The 21,732-nt window shown below is 49.4% G+C and carries 16 protein-coding genes and 1 pseudogene; 9 read left to right on the top strand and 8 right to left on the bottom strand.

The window, feature by feature from the left end:
- The first annotated feature begins 15 nt into the window (after positions 1-15).
- The 3 genes from OGY08_RS16185 to OGY08_RS16175 are packed head-to-tail and all read left to right on the top strand — an operon-like array spanning position 16 to position 3,200.
- A complete protein-coding gene (locus OGY08_RS16185) occupies positions 16-954 on the top strand; it encodes a hypothetical protein (protein WP_241176453.1) in 939 nt (312 codons plus the stop codon).
- Between the two features lie 17 nt (positions 955-971).
- Positions 972-2,084, top strand: coding sequence for a BamA/TamA family outer membrane protein (locus OGY08_RS16180; RefSeq protein WP_241176454.1), 1,113 nt, complete (start codon positions 972-974; stop codon positions 2,082-2,084).
- On the top strand, positions 2,085-3,200 hold the full coding sequence (locus OGY08_RS16175; protein WP_057067514.1) for a DUF4056 domain-containing protein: 1,116 nt from the start codon (positions 2,085-2,087) through the stop codon (positions 3,198-3,200). It begins immediately after the preceding gene.
- Between the two features lie 398 nt (positions 3,201-3,598).
- Here OGY08_RS16175 and OGY08_RS16170 read toward each other — a convergent pair whose 3' ends face one another.
- The 3 genes from OGY08_RS16170 to OGY08_RS16160 form a co-directional block, all read right to left on the bottom strand.
- Complete coding sequence (locus OGY08_RS16170; protein ID WP_125363861.1) at positions 3,599-4,081, bottom strand: GNAT family N-acetyltransferase; 483 nt, start codon at positions 4,079-4,081, stop codon at positions 3,599-3,601.
- On the bottom strand, positions 4,069-4,335 hold the full coding sequence (locus OGY08_RS16165) for a type II toxin-antitoxin system TacA family antitoxin (protein WP_125363860.1): 267 nt from the start codon (positions 4,333-4,335) through the stop codon (positions 4,069-4,071). The genes OGY08_RS16170 and OGY08_RS16165 overlap by 13 nt, the downstream gene beginning before the upstream one ends.
- 153 nt (positions 4,336-4,488) lie before the next feature.
- Positions 4,489-6,471: an alkyl/aryl-sulfatase gene (locus OGY08_RS16160; RefSeq protein WP_286566080.1), complete on the bottom strand. Its 1,983-nt coding sequence runs from the start codon at positions 6,469-6,471 to the stop codon at positions 4,489-4,491.
- 254 nt (positions 6,472-6,725) lie between these two features.
- Here OGY08_RS16160 and OGY08_RS16155 point away from each other — a divergent pair, with 254 nt between their 5' ends.
- The gene (locus OGY08_RS16155) at positions 6,726-7,112 is read left to right on the top strand and encodes a KPN_03583 family lipoprotein (RefSeq protein ID WP_125363858.1); all 387 of its coding nucleotides are present in this window, start codon (positions 6,726-6,728) and stop codon (positions 7,110-7,112) included.
- A gap of 116 nt (positions 7,113-7,228) precedes the next feature.
- Here the strand turns inward: OGY08_RS16155 and OGY08_RS16150 are convergent, their stop codons facing one another.
- On the bottom strand, positions 7,229-7,858 hold the full coding sequence (locus tag OGY08_RS16150; RefSeq protein WP_003832974.1) for a winged helix-turn-helix transcriptional regulator: 630 nt from the start codon (positions 7,856-7,858) through the stop codon (positions 7,229-7,231).
- A 237-nt stretch (positions 7,859-8,095) separates the two neighbouring features.
- Positions 8,096-8,712 (bottom strand): annotated as a pseudogene (locus tag OGY08_RS16145) (outer membrane protein transport protein).
- Between the two features lie 632 nt (positions 8,713-9,344).
- On the opposite strand from OGY08_RS16145, the gene OGY08_RS16140 reads away from it, so the two are divergent.
- The 5 genes from OGY08_RS16140 to OGY08_RS16120 all read left to right on the top strand — a co-directional run bounded on the left by OGY08_RS16140 (position 9,345) and on the right by OGY08_RS16120 (position 19,558).
- Positions 9,345-14,678: a peroxidase family protein gene (locus OGY08_RS16140; protein WP_125363639.1), complete on the top strand. Its 5,334-nt coding sequence runs from the start codon at positions 9,345-9,347 to the stop codon at positions 14,676-14,678.
- Between the two features lie 10 nt (positions 14,679-14,688).
- Positions 14,689-16,428 carry a type I secretion system permease/ATPase gene (locus OGY08_RS16135; RefSeq protein WP_008784775.1) on the top strand — a complete coding sequence of 580 codons (1,740 nt, stop codon included), beginning with the start codon at positions 14,689-14,691 and terminating at the stop codon, positions 16,426-16,428.
- The gene (locus OGY08_RS16130; protein WP_185757633.1) at positions 16,428-17,756 is read left to right on the top strand and encodes an HlyD family type I secretion periplasmic adaptor subunit; all 1,329 of its coding nucleotides are present in this window, start codon (positions 16,428-16,430) and stop codon (positions 17,754-17,756) included. Before OGY08_RS16135 ends, OGY08_RS16130 begins: the two co-directional genes overlap by 1 nt.
- A 134-nt stretch (positions 17,757-17,890) precedes the next feature.
- Complete coding sequence (locus OGY08_RS16125; protein WP_125363640.1) at positions 17,891-18,178, top strand: VF530 family protein; 288 nt, start codon at positions 17,891-17,893, stop codon at positions 18,176-18,178.
- A 12-nt stretch (positions 18,179-18,190) separates the two neighbouring features.
- Positions 18,191-19,558, top strand: a complete 1,368-nt coding sequence (locus OGY08_RS16120) for a glycoside hydrolase family 10-like protein (RefSeq protein WP_125363641.1) — start codon at positions 18,191-18,193, stop codon at positions 19,556-19,558.
- Here the strand turns inward: OGY08_RS16120 and OGY08_RS16115 are convergent.
- The 3 genes from OGY08_RS16115 to OGY08_RS16105 are packed head-to-tail and all read right to left on the bottom strand — an operon-like array spanning position 19,555 to position 21,706.
- Positions 19,555-20,073 carry a hypothetical protein gene (locus tag OGY08_RS16115; RefSeq protein ID WP_071446395.1) on the bottom strand — a complete coding sequence of 173 codons (519 nt, stop codon included), beginning with the start codon at positions 20,071-20,073 and terminating at the stop codon, positions 19,555-19,557. The genes OGY08_RS16120 and OGY08_RS16115 overlap by 4 nt on opposite strands.
- Before the next feature lie 54 nt (positions 20,074-20,127).
- Entirely contained in the window at positions 20,128-21,399 is a 1,272-nt protein-coding gene (locus OGY08_RS16110; RefSeq protein ID WP_125363642.1) for a type II toxin-antitoxin system HipA family toxin, read from the bottom strand.
- A complete protein-coding gene (locus OGY08_RS16105) occupies positions 21,392-21,706 on the bottom strand; it encodes a helix-turn-helix domain-containing protein (protein WP_032943458.1) in 315 nt (104 codons plus the stop codon). Before OGY08_RS16105 ends, OGY08_RS16110 begins: the two co-directional genes overlap by 8 nt.
- Positions 21,707-21,732 lie beyond the last annotated feature (26 nt).

Raw genomic sequence — 21,732 nt, 5'->3', positions numbered from 1 at the left:
GAATGAGGACAAATAATGAAATGGTTCCACGCGGTTGTTCCGTTGCTGTGGGTTTCCGGCGTGGCCAGCGCAGCTGAAACTGATGCCAGCACGTTTCCGATTTGGGGCGAGGAGGCCAGGGCGCGGGGATATGCCATTCCGCTACCGTTTGGCATCAACCTGAGCTATATGAACATGCGGCAAAATATTGATGTCGATAGCATCAGTTTTTCCGGACTGGCGCTTGGCAATCACCCGATTCCTGTCGATATGTTCAATATTGATGCCGGCCATACGCGTGAACAGAGCAAAACTGAAAACCTGCGTCTGGACATGTGGATCTTCCCGTTTTTGAACATTTACGGGCTGGTAGGGCACACACGCGGATCGTCGGTCTCGAATGTTTCAGTAGATGCAGACCCTTCGCGTTACACCGGTGTTGACCGCATTATCGCATCATCTGTGCATCAGCTTTATCAGAGCGGTGAGCTACAGGATATTGATTTTGTTCTCGATTTTAAAGGCACAACCTGGGGAACCGGTATTACTTTGGCAGGAGGTTACGAAAACTGGTTTGCCCTGGTGGATACCAACTATACCCGTACTGATTTTGACATTCTGGATGGCAAAATTTCAGCCCTTACCGTGTCTCCCCGTGTTGGATATCGCTTTAAATTTCAGGGGCCGGTGGGCGAATCTCATCTGAGCGTCTGGGTGGGGAGTATGTACCAGAACGTGCAGCAGGAGTTCAGGGGTAGCCTCTCCGATCTGCATATGCCCGCTGAGCTTCAGCCACTGATCCAGGCCGTAAACCAGGATGGCAACGGGCGATTTGATGTTAAACAGAATCTGACCTCTCCGTGGAACATGCTGCTGGGGACTCAGTTTGAAATTACACCACAATTTAACGTCCTGACGGAGTTTGGATTTAACGAACGCAATAGCTTCTTTATTGCCGGTGAATATCGCTTCTGATGAACGGTTATCGCGTCATGTTGACATCGCTATTGGCTCTGACGACCTGGTCTGCGGAGGCGTTAACATTGGATCAACCCTCAATTGACGCTTTCCTCGGGAAGCTGGGTGCGGATAACCAGTACGATCCGGCAAAAGGGGTGAACTGGAGCGTGTTGCCGGGGCCATTTTACACTCCAGAGCTGAAGCTGGGTCTTGGCATGGCGGTGGCGGGGATCTACCGGGTGGATGAGGCAGATAAAACAACTCAGAACTCTTCTGTTTCCTTGACGGGTTATGTCAGCGCCAGCGGGGCGTTGGGAATGGGGATCAGCAGTTATACCTTTTTTACCGACGACCGTTGGCGATTGTTTGTGGACGGCTCAGTGAACAAAGTGCCAACGGGTTTTTGGGGCATTGGCTACGACGCAGCCCAGGGTAATGAACAGGATTACACCAACAACTCCGTGAGTTTGCATCCTGTATTGATGCGAGAAATCGCTGAACGCGTTTATCTCGGCGCGGGTTGGGATTTTTCTTCTATGCAGGCGGACGTTGACGATCCGCATCAGGGGGACGTGTTCAGCCTAAATAATGCGCAGACATCGCCGTTATCGTCTGGACCCAGTGTAAGTATGAGTTACGACACGCGTGACGTTGTCACGCGCCCGCAGCATGGACACTATTTTAAGCTGGAGTACACCTGGTTTGATCCGTCTTTTGGTTCAGATACTCATTTTACGGCAGCACAGATTCAGTACGATCGTTACCTTTTACTTGATGACAGGACTGTGCTGGCGTTCGATTTATGGGGACGTTTCACTCGTGGAGACGTGCCGTGGAATCGTTTATCAATGGCCGGAGACGACCGCCGTCTGCGGGGGTATTACCAGGGGCGTTATCGGGATAAGGATGTGGTAAGTGGGCAGGTGGAATATCGAAAAAAACTCAACTGGCGACATGGTTACGTGTTGTGGTTGGGCGCAGGAGCTTTAGGCAGAAACATTGACGATATGGGACATCATCCGATCTTACCTAATGCGGGTGTCGGCTATCGCTTTGAAGTGAAGCCCGCCATGAATATCCGCCTGGATTTAGGATTTGGGAGAGAGAGTGCAGGATTCTATTTTCAAATTGCGGAGGCATTCTGAATGGCTAAAGGATTTCTGTTTTTACTGCTGGTAGCCGGATTCGCCTGCGCGGAAGTTCCTGGCCTCACTCTTAAACAAGCGCATAAGGCGTATCCCGTTGTCAGCCATTTAGCACCGCCGGAGTCACTACGCCCATGCTGCGCGTTTGGCTATGATCTTCATGTCAGGGCGATAGGTGTGCCGATCCCTGTCTACCAGATTGGCAATGTATTAACGTTAAATTCACTGGGGCGTCATCACTATAACGATAGTGCGTTGGGGGCCGTGAAAAATATCGTTGGACTGAGTGAGGAAAAAGACGGACTGCTTTATACCCACCGTGGGGGGTTTATCGACATAGCTCACGTTCGCGATACGGCGGATAACACCTTTTACCTCTTTTCTCGTATTTATCCAAAACTTGGTCAACAGTGGCGTTTTTTTTACAGCGAAGAATTGGGCGTCAGACGGATACAGCTACACGGTTTCACACCTCCTGCAGCAATGGCGCAGCGTTACACATTGGCCGCCTGGTTGGCGGGGAATCTGGCCTTTGAACTGGCTCAATGGCACGAAATTGCACAGTGGTATGGATTCGAGTCTGTTCCCGGTTTTTCTGAGCAGATTTCTGCATTTTCCCCGGAAGATCTCTATTCAAATCTACTGGGTGCTCGTATCGCCATCAACGTGATTTTACAGGGCAGGGTGGAATCCATTACGGAATACAACGCGGCGGTGGATCGCGAACTGCAGCGGGTTTTACTGCAACTTGGCGTCGCAACCCGGACTGAAACTGAGCGTAAGTTTCGCGAATTGGACGGTGACTGGTGGAACAGTAAACGTAGGGTTCCAGATAAATTTCTGGTGTTAAAGCGTAACTATAATCTTGAGCATAACCGGTTACCAACCCCAGTTTCGTACGAGAACGCCACGCCACTGCAACTGACTTTTCCCGCCGTGATCGAAGGATATCGGCTTGCGCGCCTGGGCGAGTTACAAATTTACCCGGGCACTTCCATGCAATCGCTTCCGCGACCGAAAACTTATTACGCACCAGATAGTTTTCAGTCCCTGGCTGACACAGCGAGTGAAGCAGACAAAATCCAGCTCGAACGTATGCACAAGTCGCGCTTTTAATCCGGTGATTTAGCCTGGCAACAGTCACCATCAATTTATCAGGGGAGTTACGATAATCCGTATCTGTGGTTTGCCAGTGTGAACTACAGTTATCAGTTTTAATGTTCAGTGAAGTGAGAGTCGCGGTGGAATTGTAGAAGACATAAACAGCTATTTGCATAACCAGCTGTAGTCGAGAGCCATCATCCAGAACTGTTAGCGCTGTTGAGGAAACTGTGCTTGAAAGGGTTTTGAGGCGTCATTATTGAGCAGCACAAGGATGACCATAAAACATCAGATTCAGCCTTTATCTACGTTAGTGCGCATAATGTATATTATGTTAAATGCAATTTGATACGTACTCAGTTGAGTCCCCATGTGGCCCACTTTTGGCCATTGACCTCCTCTGCTCATTACAATCATGAAAGCCCAAGGAACAGAGTTCGCTCCTGCAGTTGAGATGCTTTGAATCCGTGGTGAAGATAAAAACGTTTAGCTTCGTCTGTGAGCACATGCACCATAACGGCACGCACGCCAATATTTTCTGCCACTTTGTAACACCGCAGTACCGCATCGTGAAGCAGATCGGCCCCTAACTCTTTTCCACGAACAGAAAGATCTACGGCCAATCTGGCAAGGATAATTACGGGGATTGGATCTGGCATGTTACGCCGAAGATTGCCTGTTACTTCAGTGTGGTTGACGCTACCAGTGGCCAGTGAATAAAAGCCAGCGACTTGTCGCGTGTCTGTTTTGCAGACAACAAACGTCCTGGCTGCGCCGAGAGCCTGATTTTTTAGTCCTTTTTGCTTTAACCAATCATCGAGAACAATTTCTCCGCTGACAAATTCCGCCAATTGATGAATGTGAGTTAGTGGCTCAGGTGCGGTTACAAATCCCACTGTGGTTTCCTTACCAGTAGCTTCCTGATAGCGGGATCTTCGGCAACCGGAGCATCAAGCATCTCGATAAACTCAGCGTATTGTTCATCATTAAAATTAAACACTCGGCGATCGAGAATGACGTTCTCTGCCGCCTGGCAGGCCATTTCCAGAATAAAGTCTGTACGCGATTTATGTAGAATCTCTGCGGCCGCATCAATAAGCGCGCGTTGGGATTCTTTAGCTCTAAGGTTGAGCTGGACATCTGATTTCATTATTAAGCCTCTTGTATAGCAATTGCTTTACAAGCATACCATAAGGCTTATGTATAGCAACTGCTATACAGCATCGTTCAACTCAATACTCTGATAAGCAACAATATAAAACCCGCCAGTGCTGGCGGGTTATGGCATGGTTTGTCTCTAAAGTTAAGGCGTTACCATGTTAAACCAGAAATCAAAGCTATCTAAATACCCGAGGAACTCATCAAGCTTGGCATGATTGCCGGAAATTTGTACATCACCCTTCTCTTCTGCCTGTTTCAGCGATTCTTCCTTGAGAATGATTTTGTTCAACGTTGCACGGTTAAGCGTAATGGAGGCATCAGCGTTGCTGGCCTGTGCATCAGCGCTATGGTTAAGAACACCGTTTTCCAGTTCGAGTTTGTATTTACCGCCGTCAGCACCTAAATCGACGTTGAAGACTGCCTGCGCATTTGCTGCTTTTTCTCCGTTAATATGTACCGCGAGATAATCAAAGAACATCTCAGGTGACATGGCCTTAACGGTATCCGGGCTGGCGGTATTTGGTGTCGCGCCTTTTACCACACCGTTGCGTAATTCTTGTGCACCCGTCAGATAAAAATTACGCCATGGACCGGACTCAGCCTGGTAACCCATTTGTTCAAGGGCATCGGCTTCCAGATTACGGGCTTCTTTATTGCTCGGATCAGCAAAAACAATATTGTTAGTGACTTGCGCCACCCAACGGTAATTGCCCTGGGCGTAATCCGTTTTCGCTTTTTGCATGATTGCATCAGCGCCGCCCATATAATTGACATATTTCTTCGCGGCATCAACGGGCGGTAATTCATTCAGTGTTGCCGGATTACCATTGAACCAGCCGAGGTAAAAGACATACGTTGCTTTCACATCATGGCTGACAGAACCATAGTATCCACGGCTGGCCCATGATTTTTCCAGACCAGACGGCAGTTTGAAGTTAGCGGCGATTTCGTCACGGGTCAGCCCCTGGTTAGCCATGCGCAGCGTCTGATCGTTGATGTAACGGTACATATCACGCTGACTTTTCATTAACTTCACCACATTTTCATTACCCCAGGTCGGCCAGTGATGCTGAGCAATAATAATGTTTGCCTTTCCACCCCAGCGGCCAATAACGTCATTGATATATTTTGACCATGCCAGCGGATCGCGGATCTTCGCGCCACGTAATGAATAAGTGTTATGCAGCGTATGGGTGACATCCTCTGCAGCTTCGATCATTCCCTTCTCTTCTACATACCACAGCATTTCAGAAGGAGCTTCCGATCCCGGCGTCATCATGAAATCATAGGTAAGGCCGTCGATAACTTCTTTCTGTCCGGTGTGGGTAATATAGTTAGTGGGTTCAATCAGCGTCACCGTACCCGCGGAGGTTGTCGTTCCCAGACCCGCACCGACCTGACCTTTTGCATCCGGTTTCAACAGATTGCCATACATGTAACTGGCTCGGCGACTCATGGCGTTACCTGCCATAATATTTTCAGATACAGCTTCCTTCATAAAACCAGCCGGTGCATATACCTTCACTTTACCGGATTTTACATCAGCTTCATCAATCACGCCGCGAACGCCACCGTAGTGGTCAACATGGCTGTGCGTATAAATGACGGCAACAACGGGTCTTTTACCGCGATTCTTATAATAAAGGTCCATTCCTACTTTCGCGGTTTCTGCCGATACCAGCGGATCAATGACCGTAATACCCTCTTTCCCTTCCATAATTGTCATATTCGAGAGATCAAGATTACGGATTTGATACACGCCATCGGTGACCTGGAACAAACCGCCAATATTGATCAACTGCGACTGCCGCCACAGGCTTGGATTAACCGTGTCGGGGGCTTTTTCGCCCTCTTTGATAAAGGCATATTGCTGAGGGTCCCAAACAACATTTCCCTTCTTACCTTTAATCAATTCACTGGGAAGTGGAGCAATAAAACCTTTATGTGCGTTCATAAAATCGGTTTTATCAGTGAATGGCAATTGACCATATAAGGCGTCATTCGCACTTTTGGTCTGAGCAGTCGCATCTTTTGCCCCTTCCTGTGCCAATACAGGTAGTGATATTAATGATGTTGAACACACACCAGCTAAAGCCAGATAACTCACTAGTTTATTAAGTTTCATAAAACCTCGCTAATAATATATTATCAAGAAAAAAGAAACCCTGCTGCTCTGATTGTTGAGAAGCTTCCGTAATACTATATTTATCAGGTTTCCATGATCTAATGCTCGTAGGCTAACATGGTCTTATGAAACAATGTAATGCAATGACATTTATTTTTAAATTTCCTTTTGTTTTTATTTAAACAAAATAGCTGTAGACACCTGACTGTATAAAAAGATAATGGCTGGCATCCATTGTCTTTAGAACACTATATATGCGCACTCTCTATCTACTTCTCATTGTTGGGATGCTTTCTGGCTGTAATACTTCCCCCCCAGAGAAAGTTGTTAAAATCAATAAAATGGTGATCCCCGTTGTTCAGGCACAACCCGAGTCAAAATCAAGTAGTGACTCGGCATCTCTGTCCTTATATCAGGATAATAAACAGCAAATTGAAAACGTCGTGAGTTCGTTAAAAAATGAATATCTTCATGAGGTTAAGCCAAGAGAGATGTTTGACGTTCATAGCCAGGCATACCAGGTTTATGCTTCTTTAACCAAGCTCGAACAAATGCAGCAAATGAACAATTTTTATTATAAGGAGCATAATCAAACAGGACTGTTAAGCATTAATCAGTCCGTGAACTCTCTTATTGAATAACAAGAAATCCTCCTCAGAGAATGATGAGGAGGTTTTTTTACGATTGATATTTAGCATGCCACTACAATAGAATATTAAATTTAGATGATCGATTTGTAACTTGTTTTCGGGTTTATTTAAAATCGCTCAGGCAATTTATTGATGGAAGTAAGATACCCTCCGCGTTCAAAATCAATATACCCTCCTTTTTTTAACGCAGATACAACATTTAAAACACTGCTGCGCGATAAGTGGGTCCGATCCTGAATATAATCCAAAATAGAGACTCGCGTGCGCGTCTCTTCCGGCAACAAAATCATCTCTTCGAGGTGGTTACGTATCACCGAATAAGTACGCTGCTGTACGACTAAATCATCACGATAAAAAAGATAGCCCGTATGATATGAAAGCACTGCCGCCGCATCTTCCCACAGGCCTTGTTGATGAAAGAGTTCTCGTGCTTTATCGGCATCGACGCGTAATAAGGTTGATTCTGCTTCAGCGCGCAATAAATGGCCGTGTACCGGTTGGATCATTTCGGCAATACCGAACAGATGGGGTTCATAGACGGTCACGATTAACAGACCATCAGAAGAACGTAAAATGGACAGCTCCCCTTGCAAAAAAAGGTAGAGTTGAGGCTTATTCTTGTATTTCCACATGATACGCCGCCGCGGCACAACCTTCATCTTTTCTGCAATCGGTTCAAGTGCTTGCATTAAACGTTGTATGCTTTGTTCTGGGCGTACCGGAGGTGAAATTTGCATAATCAAACCTGTATTATTTAGATTGAAAACAATATGCTTTTACCTATATTCCATGAAGGTAGTACAGATTCATATTAAAACCATAAATTGCTAAATAATAAAAGTACAAATTTATTTTTATTTAAACGAGCGTGTGTGATACGACCACCAGCAGACGGTTACCAGACACTGTCGGATAGATAATCCGCTATGGTGACTATTAACAATGCGTGAGATATTTAATCGGGAATAACGGCGCTAGAATTGATAGCTGTAGTTGACACTGGCAAACCATAACCACGGGTTCTTATACTGGCCTGCAAAGATATCAGATTTGACGTTGGACGACTGCATGTGCAAATACTCAACGGCAACGCCAATATTGCTGGCTGGCGTAATCTGGTACTGTGCATCGGTGGCAAGTCGCCATTCATCGTCAGTTGGCATCGAAAGCGCTACATTTGTTTAATTAACCGATCCCCTGCCCAGTTGCCGAAGTCGATACCTAACCCATAGTTACCGTACAAACCCAAACCGGCAGAAACGGTATCACTCAGCCGTTGCGTATAAAACATGCTGGCATTGGGGAAAAGCGTCATTACATTACCGGGGCTTTGTCTGCCATCTGTCGTATTATTCAGCGTATAGGGTATATCTCCGCCCATCGCCTGTAATCCTCCGGTGACCATATGGTCAGGTAAACGAGTCATCCCCGCAGGGTTAGTTAACAGCGTAGAGGCATCCTGAGCACGAGCGGCCTGCCCTGCACCAGCCAGTGCGGTATCCTCCGTTCCGATTTCATAGAAATAGAGCGCACTGGCGTGACCGACCGATGAAAAGATCATCCCGGAGAGAAAAATTATATTTTTTTTCATTGTATTACCTGTTTGCAGAGGTCGTTCTTTACTAAACGTAGGGTCAGCTATCACACGGTATTGATTTATGCTAATAGCATAATCAGGCATCAGGAATGATGTCGTGTTAAATTTTATCCAATATTAAATTTTATAATTCAACACAACGACATCTTAAAATTCGACTTAATGAGAACTCTTCTTAATAAGTGATTTGACATAAATTCTAATGTAAAGAAATGAAAATTTAATCTTTTCATAAAAAAGTATGAGTGAAGTCGCCAACGGAAAAACCATAGTTATGATCATCACATAACTGTAATATGCGTTTTAAAAAGTAAAACCGTTACAGCCTTGAGGAGACCTTGTCTTCTCAAAACATCGTGTCTCAAATATGTCTTTGATTTCAATGGGACACGATGGTCATTACCCTCTAAAACCTAATATATAAGTGAGGTGAATATCTTATTGTGCTAACTAATCCTCAGGAGAATAACGCTAATCTGGTCATGGATACATCATTTTTAAAATATGGACTTTTAATCATGCAATAACAATCAGGTATCTGATACGACTCATTCTTCTGTCATTTTTTGTAAGCGGAAGAAAAGAGTGATGATAGCTAATACAGGTAAAGATAGGGGTAATGACTTATGGCCTCACAATATGACTTTACTGTCACCCTGCACGATCTTGCTTTTATTCTTAAGCAGATCAAAATATCCGAAGCGGCAACTAACCCAGATGGTAGCGTTAATGCTGAATTGCTTAGGGAATTAGTTTCCAGTCCGCTATTACCTTATGGACTTCGCACGGTAGATGGTTCATGGAATAATCTTCTACCGGGTCAGGAGTTATATGGCTCTGCCGACCAGACAATGCCGAGATTAACCGCGTTAAACTGGCAAGATGCGGACCAAATGACCAGTTATATCCAAATTGGTGGCACCGTTATTGATGCCGACCCACGTATTATTAGTAACTTAATTTCCGATCAAACGGCATCTAACCCAGCCGCACTGGAGGTATTTAACGCGTTAAAAGATGCTCCCGGCGGGGGGACTATTACAGGAGACGGAGAAACGTTATCCATTCCTAACCAGTCTCCCGATATCGGTCTCTCCCCTGCTTTTAACGGCTGGATGACCTTCTTTGGCCAGTTTTTTGACCACGGTCTGGATTTGATTCCCAAAGGAGGCAACGGTATCGTTTTCATTCCGCTACAGCCGGATGACCCTTTATATGTTGAAGGGTCGTCGACAAACTTTATGCTATTAACCCGGGCAACGGTGGATGAAAACCGAGAGACAGTAAACCTGACTACCCCCTTCATCGACCAAAACCAAACCTACACCTCCCATCCTTCACATCAGATTTTCATCCGCGAATACGTCATTATTGATGGGAAACCTGAGCCTACCGGGAATTTATTAGGCGGTGCGAACGGTGGACTGGCGACCTGGGCCGACGTTAAAAACCAGGCTGAAACTCTGCTTGGCATTAAACTCACCGATCAGGATGTGTTTAATGTTCCCCTGCTGGCTACGGATCGCTATGGTAATTTGATTTTAAGTGAAAATGGAAAGGTACAGATTGTTACCACCGGGGGACTGGTTGAAGCCAACGGCGGTCTGTTGCCTGAGGGAACATTCCGCACCGGCCATGCGTTTCTTGATGATATTGCGCATACTGCCGCGCCAAAAGCGGGTCTGCTGGCAGATGATGACACTGCGATTGGGGGCGAAGGAGCGCAACCGGCAGGAACCTATGATAACGAACTGCTCGATCGTCACTTTATTACCGGTGACGGGCGTGGGAACGAAAATATAGGTTTAACCGCGGTGCACGCCGTTTTTCACAGCGAGCATAACCGTCTGGTTGAGCAATATAAAACAACACTGCTGGAAACCGGTGATATCGACCTCATTAATCAGTGGTTGATGCCCAATCATCAAATCACGGAATTACCTGCCGATACCAGTACGCTGGTATGGAACGGTGAGTACCTATTCCAGGCAGGTCGTTTCTCCACGGAAATGCAATATCAGCACCTCGTCTTCGAGGAGTTTGCCCGTACCGTACAACCCGCCGTCGATCCGTTTGTTTTCTCCAACACGGCGGATATAAACCCGATGATCTTTGCCGAGTTTGCGCATGTGGTTTACCGTTTCGGGCATTCAATGCTGACAGAAACCGTGGCGCGCACCGACATTGATATGCAAAGCGGTGATATTGACCTGATTTCAGCATTCCTGAATCCGGTAGCATTTAATCAAATCAACGGGGCCACCGTCACGGACGATCAGGCTATTGGCGCAATTGTGCGTGGTATGACGCGTCAGGTGGGTAACGAAATTGATGAATTTATTACCGATGCTCTGCGTAATAATCTCATCGGCCTGCCTCTCGATTTAGGCGCGCTTAATATAGCCCGTGGCCGTGACACCGCAATGCCGACGCTGAACCAGGCCCGCGAGCAGTTTTTTGCATTAAGCGGTGATAGTCAACTGAAGCCTTATACCAGTTGGGCCGACTTCACTACCTACCTGAAAAATCCCGCTTCAATCATTAACTTTATGGCCGCCTATGGTCAGCATGAGCTGATCCTCAATGCCACCAGCCTTGAAGGTAAGCGTGCAGCGGTAAACTTCCTGTTGTTTGGTGATGCTAACAATGCCCCGCCTGCGGATGCGATGGATTTCTTTAACAGTACCGGAGCGTGGGCAACCAAAGAGACCGGCCTGAATATGGTCGATTTCTGGATTGGCGGGCTGGCAGAGCGCAAAAATGAATTTGGCGGCATGCTCGGCTCAACCTTCAACTTCGTCTTTGAAACACAAATGGAAATGCTTCAGGACGGCGATCGTTTCTACTATCTGAGCCGCGTTCAGGGACTGAACTTACTCAATGAACTGGAGGCCAACTCGTTTTCCGCGCTGGTAATGCGTAACAGCGATCTTGGTGATGAGGGATCCTCCCACCTGCCCGCAAATCTGTTCCAGACACCGGACCATATTTTTGAAGTGAACCGCGTGCTGCAAACGGAAATCGATCCGAAATGGGGTAATCCGCTGAAGGATCTGCTCTCGCCGTTGTTGGTGCGTCGTGACCCAGGTGTGGATGTTGACGGCGATAGTTTTGCCGATGGCGGGTATCTGAAATATACCGGCGATGGGCATGTGGTGCTTGGAGGGACGGCAGGCAATGATACGTTAATCGGCGGTAAAGGGATCGACAGTCTGTGGGGTGATGGCGGAGATGACCGACTGGACGGCGGCGACGAAGCAGACGTGGTCCATGGCGGTGACGGTGATGACATTATTACCGATACCGGTACGCCTGTTGGTGATGCGGACTTCCTGCACGGTGATGCCGGACATGACGTTATCTTCTCCGGTAACGGAAACGATCTGGTCTTTGGTGGCAGTGGTAGCGACTTCGTGGTGGTCGGCGAAGATGCGCAGGAGGTCTTCTCGGGTCAGGATAACGACTTTGCGCTTGGCGGCTCGGGTGGTGATTTCCTGATGGGCAACGAAGGCGATGACTGGCTGGAAGGCGGTGACGGGTTTGACACGCTGGCGGGTGACAACTCCGAGTTGTTCTTCAACAGTACCATTATCGGTCACGATGTCCTCAACGGTCAGGGTAACGACACCGACTACGATGGCGAAGCCGGTGACGACATCATGGTTCAGGGCGCGGGGATCCAGCGCAATAATGGCATGGCCGGTTTCGACTGGGCTATCCATAAAGGCGACCCAAATGGCGCTAACTCTGACCTTGGGATCCCTATTTTCGTCAACCAGCAGGAGTTTATTCTACGCGACCGTTTTGATCTTGTTGAAGGGCTGTCGGGCTGGAAATACGACGATATCCTGACCGGGACAGAACAGCCGATAGGTACTGCGCCTGTTCAGGGCGTTCCCCTCTCTAACAACCTGACCCAGGAAGGTGCGGATCGGATCACCGGTTTACAGGCTATTCTCGGCGTAGAGCGTTCTACAAATCCGGACGCGGTGCTCCTGAATCCTGATGATGGTAGCGATATTTTACTCGGCGGTGGCGGTAGCGACCGCATTATGGGTAAAGCCGGAAACGATATCATTGATGGTGATGCATGGCTCAACGTGCGTATTGCCGTTACGGGTATGGCAGGACTCACCAGCGCCGAAGGTATGGCTGAACTGAAATCGTACATGCTGGCCGGCACGCTGAAACCGAATCAGCTGTCGATTGTGCGAGAAATCCTGCATGAAGGTAACGGCACGGAAACTGACGTCGCGGTGTACCGTGATGTCAGCAGCAACTATGTCTTTACCCGTATGGCGGACGGTAGCCTGCGCGTCGATCACGCCACGCCGGATGCCGCGCTGAACCTGAATGATGGCATCGATCGCCTGTTGAACATCGAAAAGCTCGAGTTTGGCGATGGGAAGCAGCTGTGGGTGACGGGGCAACAAGCGACGGGCGATCTTACCATCAGTAACCCTAACCCTTCGGTGGGCGACCTGCTGCGCGTCAACGTGGCGAACTTGCTGGATGGTAACGGGCTGGCGGCGGATGTGGCCATCACCATGACCTGGCAGGCATTCGTCAACGGCCAATGGCGAGATCAGGCAACCGGCGTTGAGTTCAGAGTGCCTGGCACTATTCAGGGCGCACCGCTGCGTGTGGTAGCCAGCTTTAACGACCGCATGGGTGACGCTGAAACCCTTGTGTCGGCACAAACTCAGGCGATCCTACCGCGAAATCAGGCCACGACCGGTGTGCCGGTAATTAACGACCTCACCCCAACTGAAAGCCTGACGCTGACCGCAGTGGTTTCAGGCATTGCTGACGCCGATGGTCTGAGCGGCGGTAATTTCACTTATCAATGGAGAATGAGTTCGCCAACCGGATTCGTCAACATTAACGGTGCGACTTCCGCCACCTATACGCCGGGTCAGGCTATGGTTGGCAGAACGTTGCAGGTGGTCGTTACCGTCGTCGACGATGAAGGCAACCCCCCTGTTGTCCTGACGTCGACCACCACCCAGCCCGTGGGCGATCTGATTGTAGGTACCAACGGGGCTAACACCCTCGTCGGTACTGCCTGGAGCGATATCCTACGCGGTGAAGGCGGTAATGACACCTTACTCGGCGGTGCAGGTGACGATCTGCTCATTGGCGGTGCGGGAAACGACAACCTCTCTGGTCAGGCGGGGCAAGATATTCTGCAAGGTGATGCCGGTAATGACACGCTTGATGGCGGGCTTGGTGCCGACAGTATGACCGGCGGCACGGGCGATGATACCTACATCGTTGATGATTTCGGTGATGTAGTTATTGAAGGTGTGAATGGTGGCACGGACGTTGTCCGAACCAACCTCAGCAGCTACGACCTCACCGATAACGTGGAAGAGCTGGTATTTACCGGCAGCGGTAGTTTTATCGGTACCGGTAATGCCATTGCGAACACCATTACGGGAGGGACCGGTAACGACTATCTGTTCGGCATGGGCGGTAACGACCAGTTGTTTGGTGGTATCGGGAATGACTTCCTCGATGGCGGAGATGGCGCTGATAACCTGCAAGGCGGAGTTGGTAACGACGTCATGATTGGCGGTGCGGGCGCGGATACCCTTTCCGGCGGTAGCGGGGACGATATTCTTAATGGTCAGGAAGGTAACGACATTCTGGACGGTGGTGCCGGGAGCGATATCTTCGCCTTTGGCGCCAACTTTGGGCAGGACCGAATTACCGGTTTTGACAGTAACCCCAACGGCGGGCAGGACTTCCTTGATCTCGTCTTGTTAGGTATCAACGCGGGCAATTTTGCCAGCAGCGTGTCTATCACCGGAAACAATGGCAACACCATTGTGACTATCGGTACAGATACCATCACATTGGTGGGCGTCAATTCGACCACCGTGAATATTGGTGACTTTTATCTGGAAATGCCCACTACCCTTGCCAGCAACAATGGCAATAGTTCATTGATCGTATAAGGAGAAGACTATGTCGCGCCAGCATACGCCAACAGAACTGAATGATGCATTAAAGGGAACGAAACCCACTTTTCTGATGCTGTTGTTTTTTAGTTGTGTGATTAATATGCTTATGCTGGCGCCGGCAATTTATATGCTACAGGTTTACGACCGTGTGCTGGTCAGTAAAAATACCACCACGCTGTTAATGTTAACCTTATTGATTGTCGGCTTGTACATCGTTATTGCCATGATTGAATCTGCCCGCGCGCAGGTTATGGTCAGGCTTGGCAACCGGCTGGATATAAAGCTAAGCCAGTTGGTTTTTAACGCAGCCTTTAAAAGAAAGATGGTTACCGGCGATAACAACCCGGCGCAATCTTTAGCCGAGCTGGATCAGATTCGTCAGTTTCTTTCCGGGAATAGTCTATTCGCCTTACTGGATATTCCCTGGACGCCGATATATCTGTTCATCGCCTTTTTGGTCCATCCCCTGCTGGGATACCTTTCTCTCGGCGGAATAACGTTATTATTCATTCTGACGCTGGTATCTGAAATCTCTACCAAGCGCCCGATTCAGCAAGCGCACGCCTTAACCATTAACAATGCCAGCAAACTGAATAAACAGCTGCAAAACGCCGATGCCATTGAGGCGATGGGTATGCTCTCGACCCTGAAGTCCAACTGGCAGGAGCAACATAACAAAGTGCTGGCACTACAAACGCAGATTGCCGACAAAACGGCCGGGTTAAGTAGCCTCAGCCGCTTTGTGCGGGTGTTGCTGCAATCTATTGCGCTGGGTGCCGGGGCTTTACTGGTGATCGGCGGCCATATTACTCCGGGCTTGATGATCGCCGCCTCGATCATTCTTGGCCGCGTCCTCAACCCGGTAGAACAAGTTATTGGCAGCTGGAAGCAGTTCGTGCAGTTTCGTAGCGCGTGGCATCAGCTCTCAACCTTGCTGAAGGAGTATCCGGCACCGAAAGAGGTACTGACCCTGCCGCGTCCGAACGGCAACATCAGCGTCGAAAGCGTCTTCGCCGCTGCCCCCGGCCAGCCTTCCCCGCTACTGCGTAATATCTCATTCCAGCTGGAGCAAGGTGAAGTTCTGGGGATTATCGGCCCCTCAGCCTCAGGGAAAACCTCGCTGGCAAAGGTTCTGGTTGGCGTCTGGAAACCGATATCAGGGAAAGTCAGATTAGACGGCGCAGATATTTGTCAGTGGGATAAAGCGCTGCTGGGCCCGTCTATTGGCTATCTGCCGCAGGATGTGGAACTGTTTGACGGTACCATCGCGCAAAACATTGCCCGCTTCGCGCAGAATGACAGTGAGCTTATCGTCGCCGCCGCATTACTGGCAGGCGTTCATGAGATGATCCTGCGCTTGCCACAAGGTTATGACACGCTGTTGGGCGCAGGCGGATACCAGCTCTCCGGCGGGCAACGGCAGCGTATCGGGCTGGCACGCGCCGTGTATAACAATCCTGCGTTCATCGTGCTTGATGAACCGAATGCCAATCTTGACGACGCGGGCGAATTTGCACTCGTTAAAGCCATCAATACCCTGCGTACACAGGGACAAACTACCGTCATTATCTCACACCGCCCGACGCTGCTCGGCGTGGTCAATAAGGTTTTGCTGCTTAACGATGGCGCCATACAGGAGTTTGGTACCCGCGATCAGGTTTTCGCCCATTTGCGTCAGGCCAACGTACTGAAACCGGTGGCTACGCCTTCTCCATCAACGACTGAACAGCAACGTGAGGCCTGATGATGAAAAAGAATCCCCACAACACGGCATCTGCTGGCGTAGATACCAATATCTGGTCGCCGATTATCCGGGGCGTGATCGTCATTGTGCTTGGTGTCGGTAGTTTTATATTCTGGGCAGTGCAAGCTCCATTAGATGCGGGCGTGGTCGCTGATGGTACGGTAACCGTATCGAGTAACCGCAAAACTATTCAGCATCTGAGCGGCGGTCGGGTAACGGATATCTTTATCAAAGAAGGCGACTTCGTGAAGAAAAATCAGGTTCTCGTCCGGTTGGATAAAATGCAGCTCGAAATGCGTTTCAGCGCGTTAAATGCCCAGTATATTTCTGCAAAAAGTATCGAAGATCGCCTGTTGGCAGAACGCGATGGCCTGGAAGCGATCGTCTTTAATACGACGCTGACGCAGCAATTCTCTGGCAATAAACGGCTGACAGAAGTCAGAAATCTGCAGGCCAAGCTTTTCGATACGCGTCGCAAAACGATTCAGGACGAACTGTCGATGATTGAGGAGACGCTCGATGGTCTGGTTGGGCAAACGGATAATCTCAATAAAATAAAAGGCTATCGCGACCACCAGTTTTCCCTGATTAACCGGGAGTTGGGGGCTATTCGCGCGCTGAGCGAAAAGAACTATTACCCCAAAGCGCAATTACTGGTGCTGGAGCGCGAAGCGGCTGAAATATCTGGCAGCGTTTCAGAAGATATTCTTAATATTGCCAAACTGAAATCGCAGCAAAACGAATTAAAAATTAAAGCCTACCAGGTGCGTCATCAATATTTACGTGAAGTTGAGTCTGAACTGACGGAAAACCAAAAAGAAGTGGCAATGCTGGAGGATGAACTGGTGTCCACCCGTCACGAGCTGGATAACACCGAGATCCGCTCACCGATTAACGGTATCGTGCTGGATGTTAAAGTCAGTACCGTGGGCGGCGTCATTCAACCCGGCGAACATCTTATGGATATTGTCGCCGCCGGACAACCGATGCAAATTGATGCCAAAATACCCGTGCATGCCATTGATAAACTGGTCCCCGGCTTAACCGTTGATGTGCTTTTCCCTGCCCTTAACCATGCTCTGTTGCCGTCGGTTCCGGCCCGGGTTCTGACTATCTCGGCGGACCGCTTAATTGATGAAACCACTCAGCAGCCTTACTACCTTGCGGAAGTACAGGTTTCAGCAGAGGGCGCGCGTTTGCTGGGCGATTACAAAATTAAAGCGGGAATGCCTGCCAGCGTGACGATCAAGACCGGTGAACGAACCCTGATGAGTTACCTGTTTAAACCGTTGATTGCCCGTCTGGAACTGGCTTTTAAAGAGTATTGAGACATCCATTGCCGGTATGGCGTACGGCTTGTCGCGCCATACCGCTTTCTGCCGTTGCTGGCAGCTTTGCTTTCTTGTAACCTTCTTCCCGTCACACTACTGACAAAATCTGGAACCACTGAACTGGACTTCATATGAATGCTCATATTTCTAAAGACCCTTTACATGGCGTAACGCTTGAAATGCAGGTCAATGCCCTGGTTGAACGTTATGGTTGGGCTGAACTGGCGCAACGCATTAATATCAACTGCTTTAAAAATGAACCGAGCGTTAAATCCAGTCTGAAGTTTCTGCGCCGTACGCCGTGGGCGCGGGCAGAAGTTGAAGCGCTGTACCTTGATTCGCTGCATGACCTGGCCTCAAACAACCCCCCCGAACCGGCCTTCGATCCCTGGGCTAACAGCCGCAATAAAAAGAAATAAGAGCAAAATCAGATGGCAGCATCCGGTTTCTTTTCAGGAAATTATCAGAAAAAACTGGCGAATATTCTCGCCCGTTCTCGTGCCAGACTACCGCTGACCAACATGAAATGGTTTGCTGTACTTGTGGGCAGTATGTTGTTACTTGGCAGCTGTTCTTCACAACCGCCCGGCCCCAAAACCACTCCGCTACCTCCGGTGAGCAAACCACAGCAGAGCAAGGAGCCAGTGCGCGGGATCTGGCTGGCGACAGTTTCACGTCTAGACTGGCCACCTATCTCATCCGTGAACATCAGTTCGCCTGCCGTACGCATCAGCCTGCAGCAAAAAGCGCTGACGGATAAGCTGGACAACCTGAAACGGCTTGGTATTAACACCGTTTTTTTCCAGGTTAAGCCCGATGGGACCGCATTGTGGAAGTCAAAGATTCTACCGTGGTCAGATACCCTGACCGGTACGATTGGCCAGGATCCGGGTTACGATCCGCTGCAGTTTATGCTCGATGAAGCGCATAAACGCGGAATGAAAGTTCATGCCTGGCTTAACCCCTACCGCGTGTCCGTAAACACCAAACCTTCGACGGTCTCTGAATTAAACAGCACGCTGTCACAGACGCCGTCCAGCGTATACGTCCTGCATCGGGACTGGATCCGCACTGCGGGCGAGCGTTTTGTGTTAGACCCCGGTATTCCCGACGTGCGCGACTGGATCACCAGCATCGTGGCGGAAGTGGTTGAGAATTACCCGGTTGACGGCGTGCAGTTTGATGATTACTTCTATACCGAATCTCCCGGCTCTGCGCTCAACGACAGCCAGACCTTCAAAAGATACGGCCAGGGATTCGCTTCCAAGGCTGACTGGCGTCGCGATAACACGCAACGGCTGATTGCCCAGGTATCGCGGACCATCAAGAAACTTAAGCCTGAGGTTGAATTCGGCGTCAGTCCTGCGGGAGTGTGGCGCAACCGTTCGCACGATCCAGCGGGCTCCGACACGCGCGGCGCGGCAGCGTATGATGAGTCGTATGCAGACACCCGCCGTTGGGTGCAACTAGGTTTGCTGGATTACATTGCACCGCAACTCTACTGGCCTTTTGCCCGCGACGCAGCGCGTTACGATGTACTGGCAAAATGGTGGGCAGATGTCGTGAAATCAACCAACACCCGCCTCTACATTGGTGTAGCGCTGTATAAAGTTGGTGAACCATCGAGAAAAGAGCCAGACTGGACGGTAAAAGGCGGTGTGCCGGAACTGAAAAAGCAGCTCGATTTAAACGAATCCGAACCGTACATCAACGGCACGATCCTGTTTCGCGAAGATTATCTTAATCAACCGCAAACGCAGGAAGCCGTGACCTATATTCGTAATCGTTGGGGACGTTAATAGTTGTCCTGAGTGGGAAGTCTGAGCCAGACGCTCACGTAGCGGGTAAATTTCCCCACAAAAACGCCGGCGAACATGCCGCCTGTAATGATAGCCAGAGCGCTCATTGCGGGTTGACGTAAAACGTCGGGAGCAATGGCGTTAAGTACGCCAAGAACGTACTTAACGCCGAATGCCAGCAGCATAAATGGCAATGCGGAATAATCTGCCGGACGATGAATACTCCGCGGTGCGCTACTGCGGCTCAAACGGTCTGGGTTAATTAATATGTAGCCAATTATCGCGCCGCTGATAATACCTATCGTCCACTGGATATAGGTAATGAGGGTCGGGTCGCGATAAGTGATTAAATCGTAGATATCCCAGAACAGAAAAATAGCCGGGATCAGCGCCAGCTTTTCCAGCGTGACGGTGGCGGGTGTTCTGGCCTTAATCCCTCTGTAAAGTAGAAAGGCAAATAGCAGATACACCCAAACTGGCGTGTGTTCCAGCATACCCAAGACAAATTCAGCCATAACATTGCCCCGCTCAGATTTAATTATTCGCTAAGTGTAGCGGCTGTATCTGCGTTACCGGGACATTAACCGACGGACATTATCATCAATTTGTTTCTGAATCGTCTTCAGCGTGGATTGCGTTATCTGATCGGGGTATTTGTCCCTGGCGATGGCGCTCAATGCCGTGGCAAAGTGACAGACTTTTTCGATTATGCCGTTCACATGGTCAGCAGATAACTCAGCTTCCTGAACGCCAAGCGACTGAAGGTGCTTTCTTTCGATATCCAGCGCCTCTCCCAGCACGTCCATTTGGTGATACCCGCCAGGCCCTTCGCACCAGGTGACATCGTAAGCCGGAGCCAGAGTCCAGTCTCCATCAGCTGACATTAAATAGGCAAAATTCTTCGGATGATCGTCGCGGTTGTTAAATGCCACGTTGAAAACCACGCGTTCGAACGCTTTTGCCTTTTCTCTGACATCATTGGTACAAATCTGCGTGGCGCGCAGAAAATCCCGGTAGTCTAAAGCGCCGGGTATCTGGTAATTTGCCCCGGTAAGTGCCGCCAGGCTCTGCATAGGAATACGTATCGACTGGTCACGGTCGAAACGGCGAGTGGCAAATGCCGCCTGTCCACCGGGCAGATTGAAATACGCAGTATCGGGCGTGGTAATCCCACATTGGCGCAAGCATTCAGCATAAACCGCTTCGATGGCACATACCTCAGCATGCTCATGCCTGGCGGGAAATTTAATCAGCCAGCTTTCGCTCCCGGGTAGCGGCGCTGTGGTGAATTTAGACGTGACAGTGTCACGATAAAGTAACGCCTTAGGCCTTGCTCCCTGTGGCGAACCGCCCATCTGGAGTAGTTTTTGCAAGAATTCCCCGCCTTCGCCGCTCAGGACTTCCTGAACCTCAGCGGCCAGTTGTGCGAGAGGAACATTCTCTTTTGACAGCGTCTCGACATCTGACTGAACGGGCTGGAATGTCATGGCGCCCATCGCGTTGTTGCCGACCCAGGTTAAGCGCTCCAATGGACCTATGCGTGCTGCGTTGAGCCCGCGGCGTTTAAATAGTCGGTCCATCAACAGCATACCCCAGCCATCTGGAAGCGAATCATAGACTGGCCCAGGTAATCCCAACTGATGAGCCGGGAAATCCCTGCGTAAACGGGGGCCGTTCAGCGGTAACATCAGTCGGGACAGTTCCAGCCCCTTACGTAAGGCCTCTTCACTGTATTCAAAGGCGATCAACGGACGTCCGGTCAGGGCTGTGGAAGACACCAGTTTGCCCCACAGCCATTTCTCACCCCAGCCTTCATAGAAGACATCAACTTGCTCAGGCATCAGAATTTTTCCTTTTGATCCGCTGACGTGCCGCGCTCTTTTCGTAACGCAAAATATCATCCAGACTATCAATCCTGGGTTTGAATAACCCCTCCAGTGCATCGCCATAGCCTAACACCATCGCGACTTTGACCAGATTCTCAAATCCTACATTTTTCCCCGCTTCCAGATTCGACACGGTATTCACACCGACCCCTGAACGCGCGGCAACATCAGCCTGCGTCATTTGCCGGGCGAGTCGTTCTTTACGCAATCTGTCGCAAAGTAGTTTGACGATATCGGCTGCAGTATTTAGCGTTAAATCCATAATATTGGCTCTTATTGGGATAAAAA

This window comes from Citrobacter sp. Cpo069, assembly GCF_030332785.1.
Classification (GTDB): domain Bacteria; phylum Pseudomonadota; class Gammaproteobacteria; order Enterobacterales; family Enterobacteriaceae; genus Citrobacter; species Citrobacter portucalensis.
This window is presented reverse-complemented; position numbering and strand designations above follow the sequence as displayed.

What these genes read in the sequence shown, in the direction of transcription:
- OGY08_RS16185 (WP_241176453.1), top strand. Translation starts at nt 16, where the DNA reads ATGAAATGGTTCCACGCGGTTGTTCCGTTGCTGTGGGTTTCCGGCGTG.
- OGY08_RS16180 (WP_241176454.1), top strand. Translation starts at nt 972, where the DNA reads ATGTTGACATCGCTATTGGCTCTGACGACCTGGTCTGCGGAGGCGTTA.
- OGY08_RS16175 (WP_057067514.1), top strand. Translation starts at nt 2,085, where the DNA reads ATGGCTAAAGGATTTCTGTTTTTACTGCTGGTAGCCGGATTCGCCTGC.
- OGY08_RS16165 (WP_125363860.1), bottom strand. Translation starts at nt 4,335, where the DNA reads ATGAAATCAGATGTCCAGCTCAACCTTAGAGCTAAAGAATCCCAACGC.
- OGY08_RS16160 (WP_286566080.1), bottom strand. Translation starts at nt 6,471, where the DNA reads ATGAAACTTAATAAACTAGTGAGTTATCTGGCTTTAGCTGGTGTGTGT.
- OGY08_RS16155 (WP_125363858.1), top strand. Translation starts at nt 6,726, where the DNA reads ATGCGCACTCTCTATCTACTTCTCATTGTTGGGATGCTTTCTGGCTGT.
- OGY08_RS16150 (WP_003832974.1), bottom strand. Translation starts at nt 7,858, where the DNA reads ATGCAAATTTCACCTCCGGTACGCCCAGAACAAAGCATACAACGTTTA.
- OGY08_RS16140 (WP_125363639.1), top strand. Translation starts at nt 9,345, where the DNA reads ATGGCCTCACAATATGACTTTACTGTCACCCTGCACGATCTTGCTTTT.
- OGY08_RS16135 (WP_008784775.1), top strand. Translation starts at nt 14,689, where the DNA reads ATGTCGCGCCAGCATACGCCAACAGAACTGAATGATGCATTAAAGGGA.
- OGY08_RS16130 (WP_185757633.1), top strand. Translation starts at nt 16,428, where the DNA reads ATGATGAAAAAGAATCCCCACAACACGGCATCTGCTGGCGTAGATACC.
- OGY08_RS16125 (WP_125363640.1), top strand. Translation starts at nt 17,891, where the DNA reads ATGAATGCTCATATTTCTAAAGACCCTTTACATGGCGTAACGCTTGAA.
- OGY08_RS16120 (WP_125363641.1), top strand. Translation starts at nt 18,191, where the DNA reads ATGGCAGCATCCGGTTTCTTTTCAGGAAATTATCAGAAAAAACTGGCG.
- OGY08_RS16115 (WP_071446395.1), bottom strand. Translation starts at nt 20,073, where the DNA reads ATGGCTGAATTTGTCTTGGGTATGCTGGAACACACGCCAGTTTGGGTG.
- OGY08_RS16110 (WP_125363642.1), bottom strand. Translation starts at nt 21,399, where the DNA reads ATGCCTGAGCAAGTTGATGTCTTCTATGAAGGCTGGGGTGAGAAATGG.
- OGY08_RS16105 (WP_032943458.1), bottom strand. Translation starts at nt 21,706, where the DNA reads ATGGATTTAACGCTAAATACTGCAGCCGATATCGTCAAACTACTTTGC.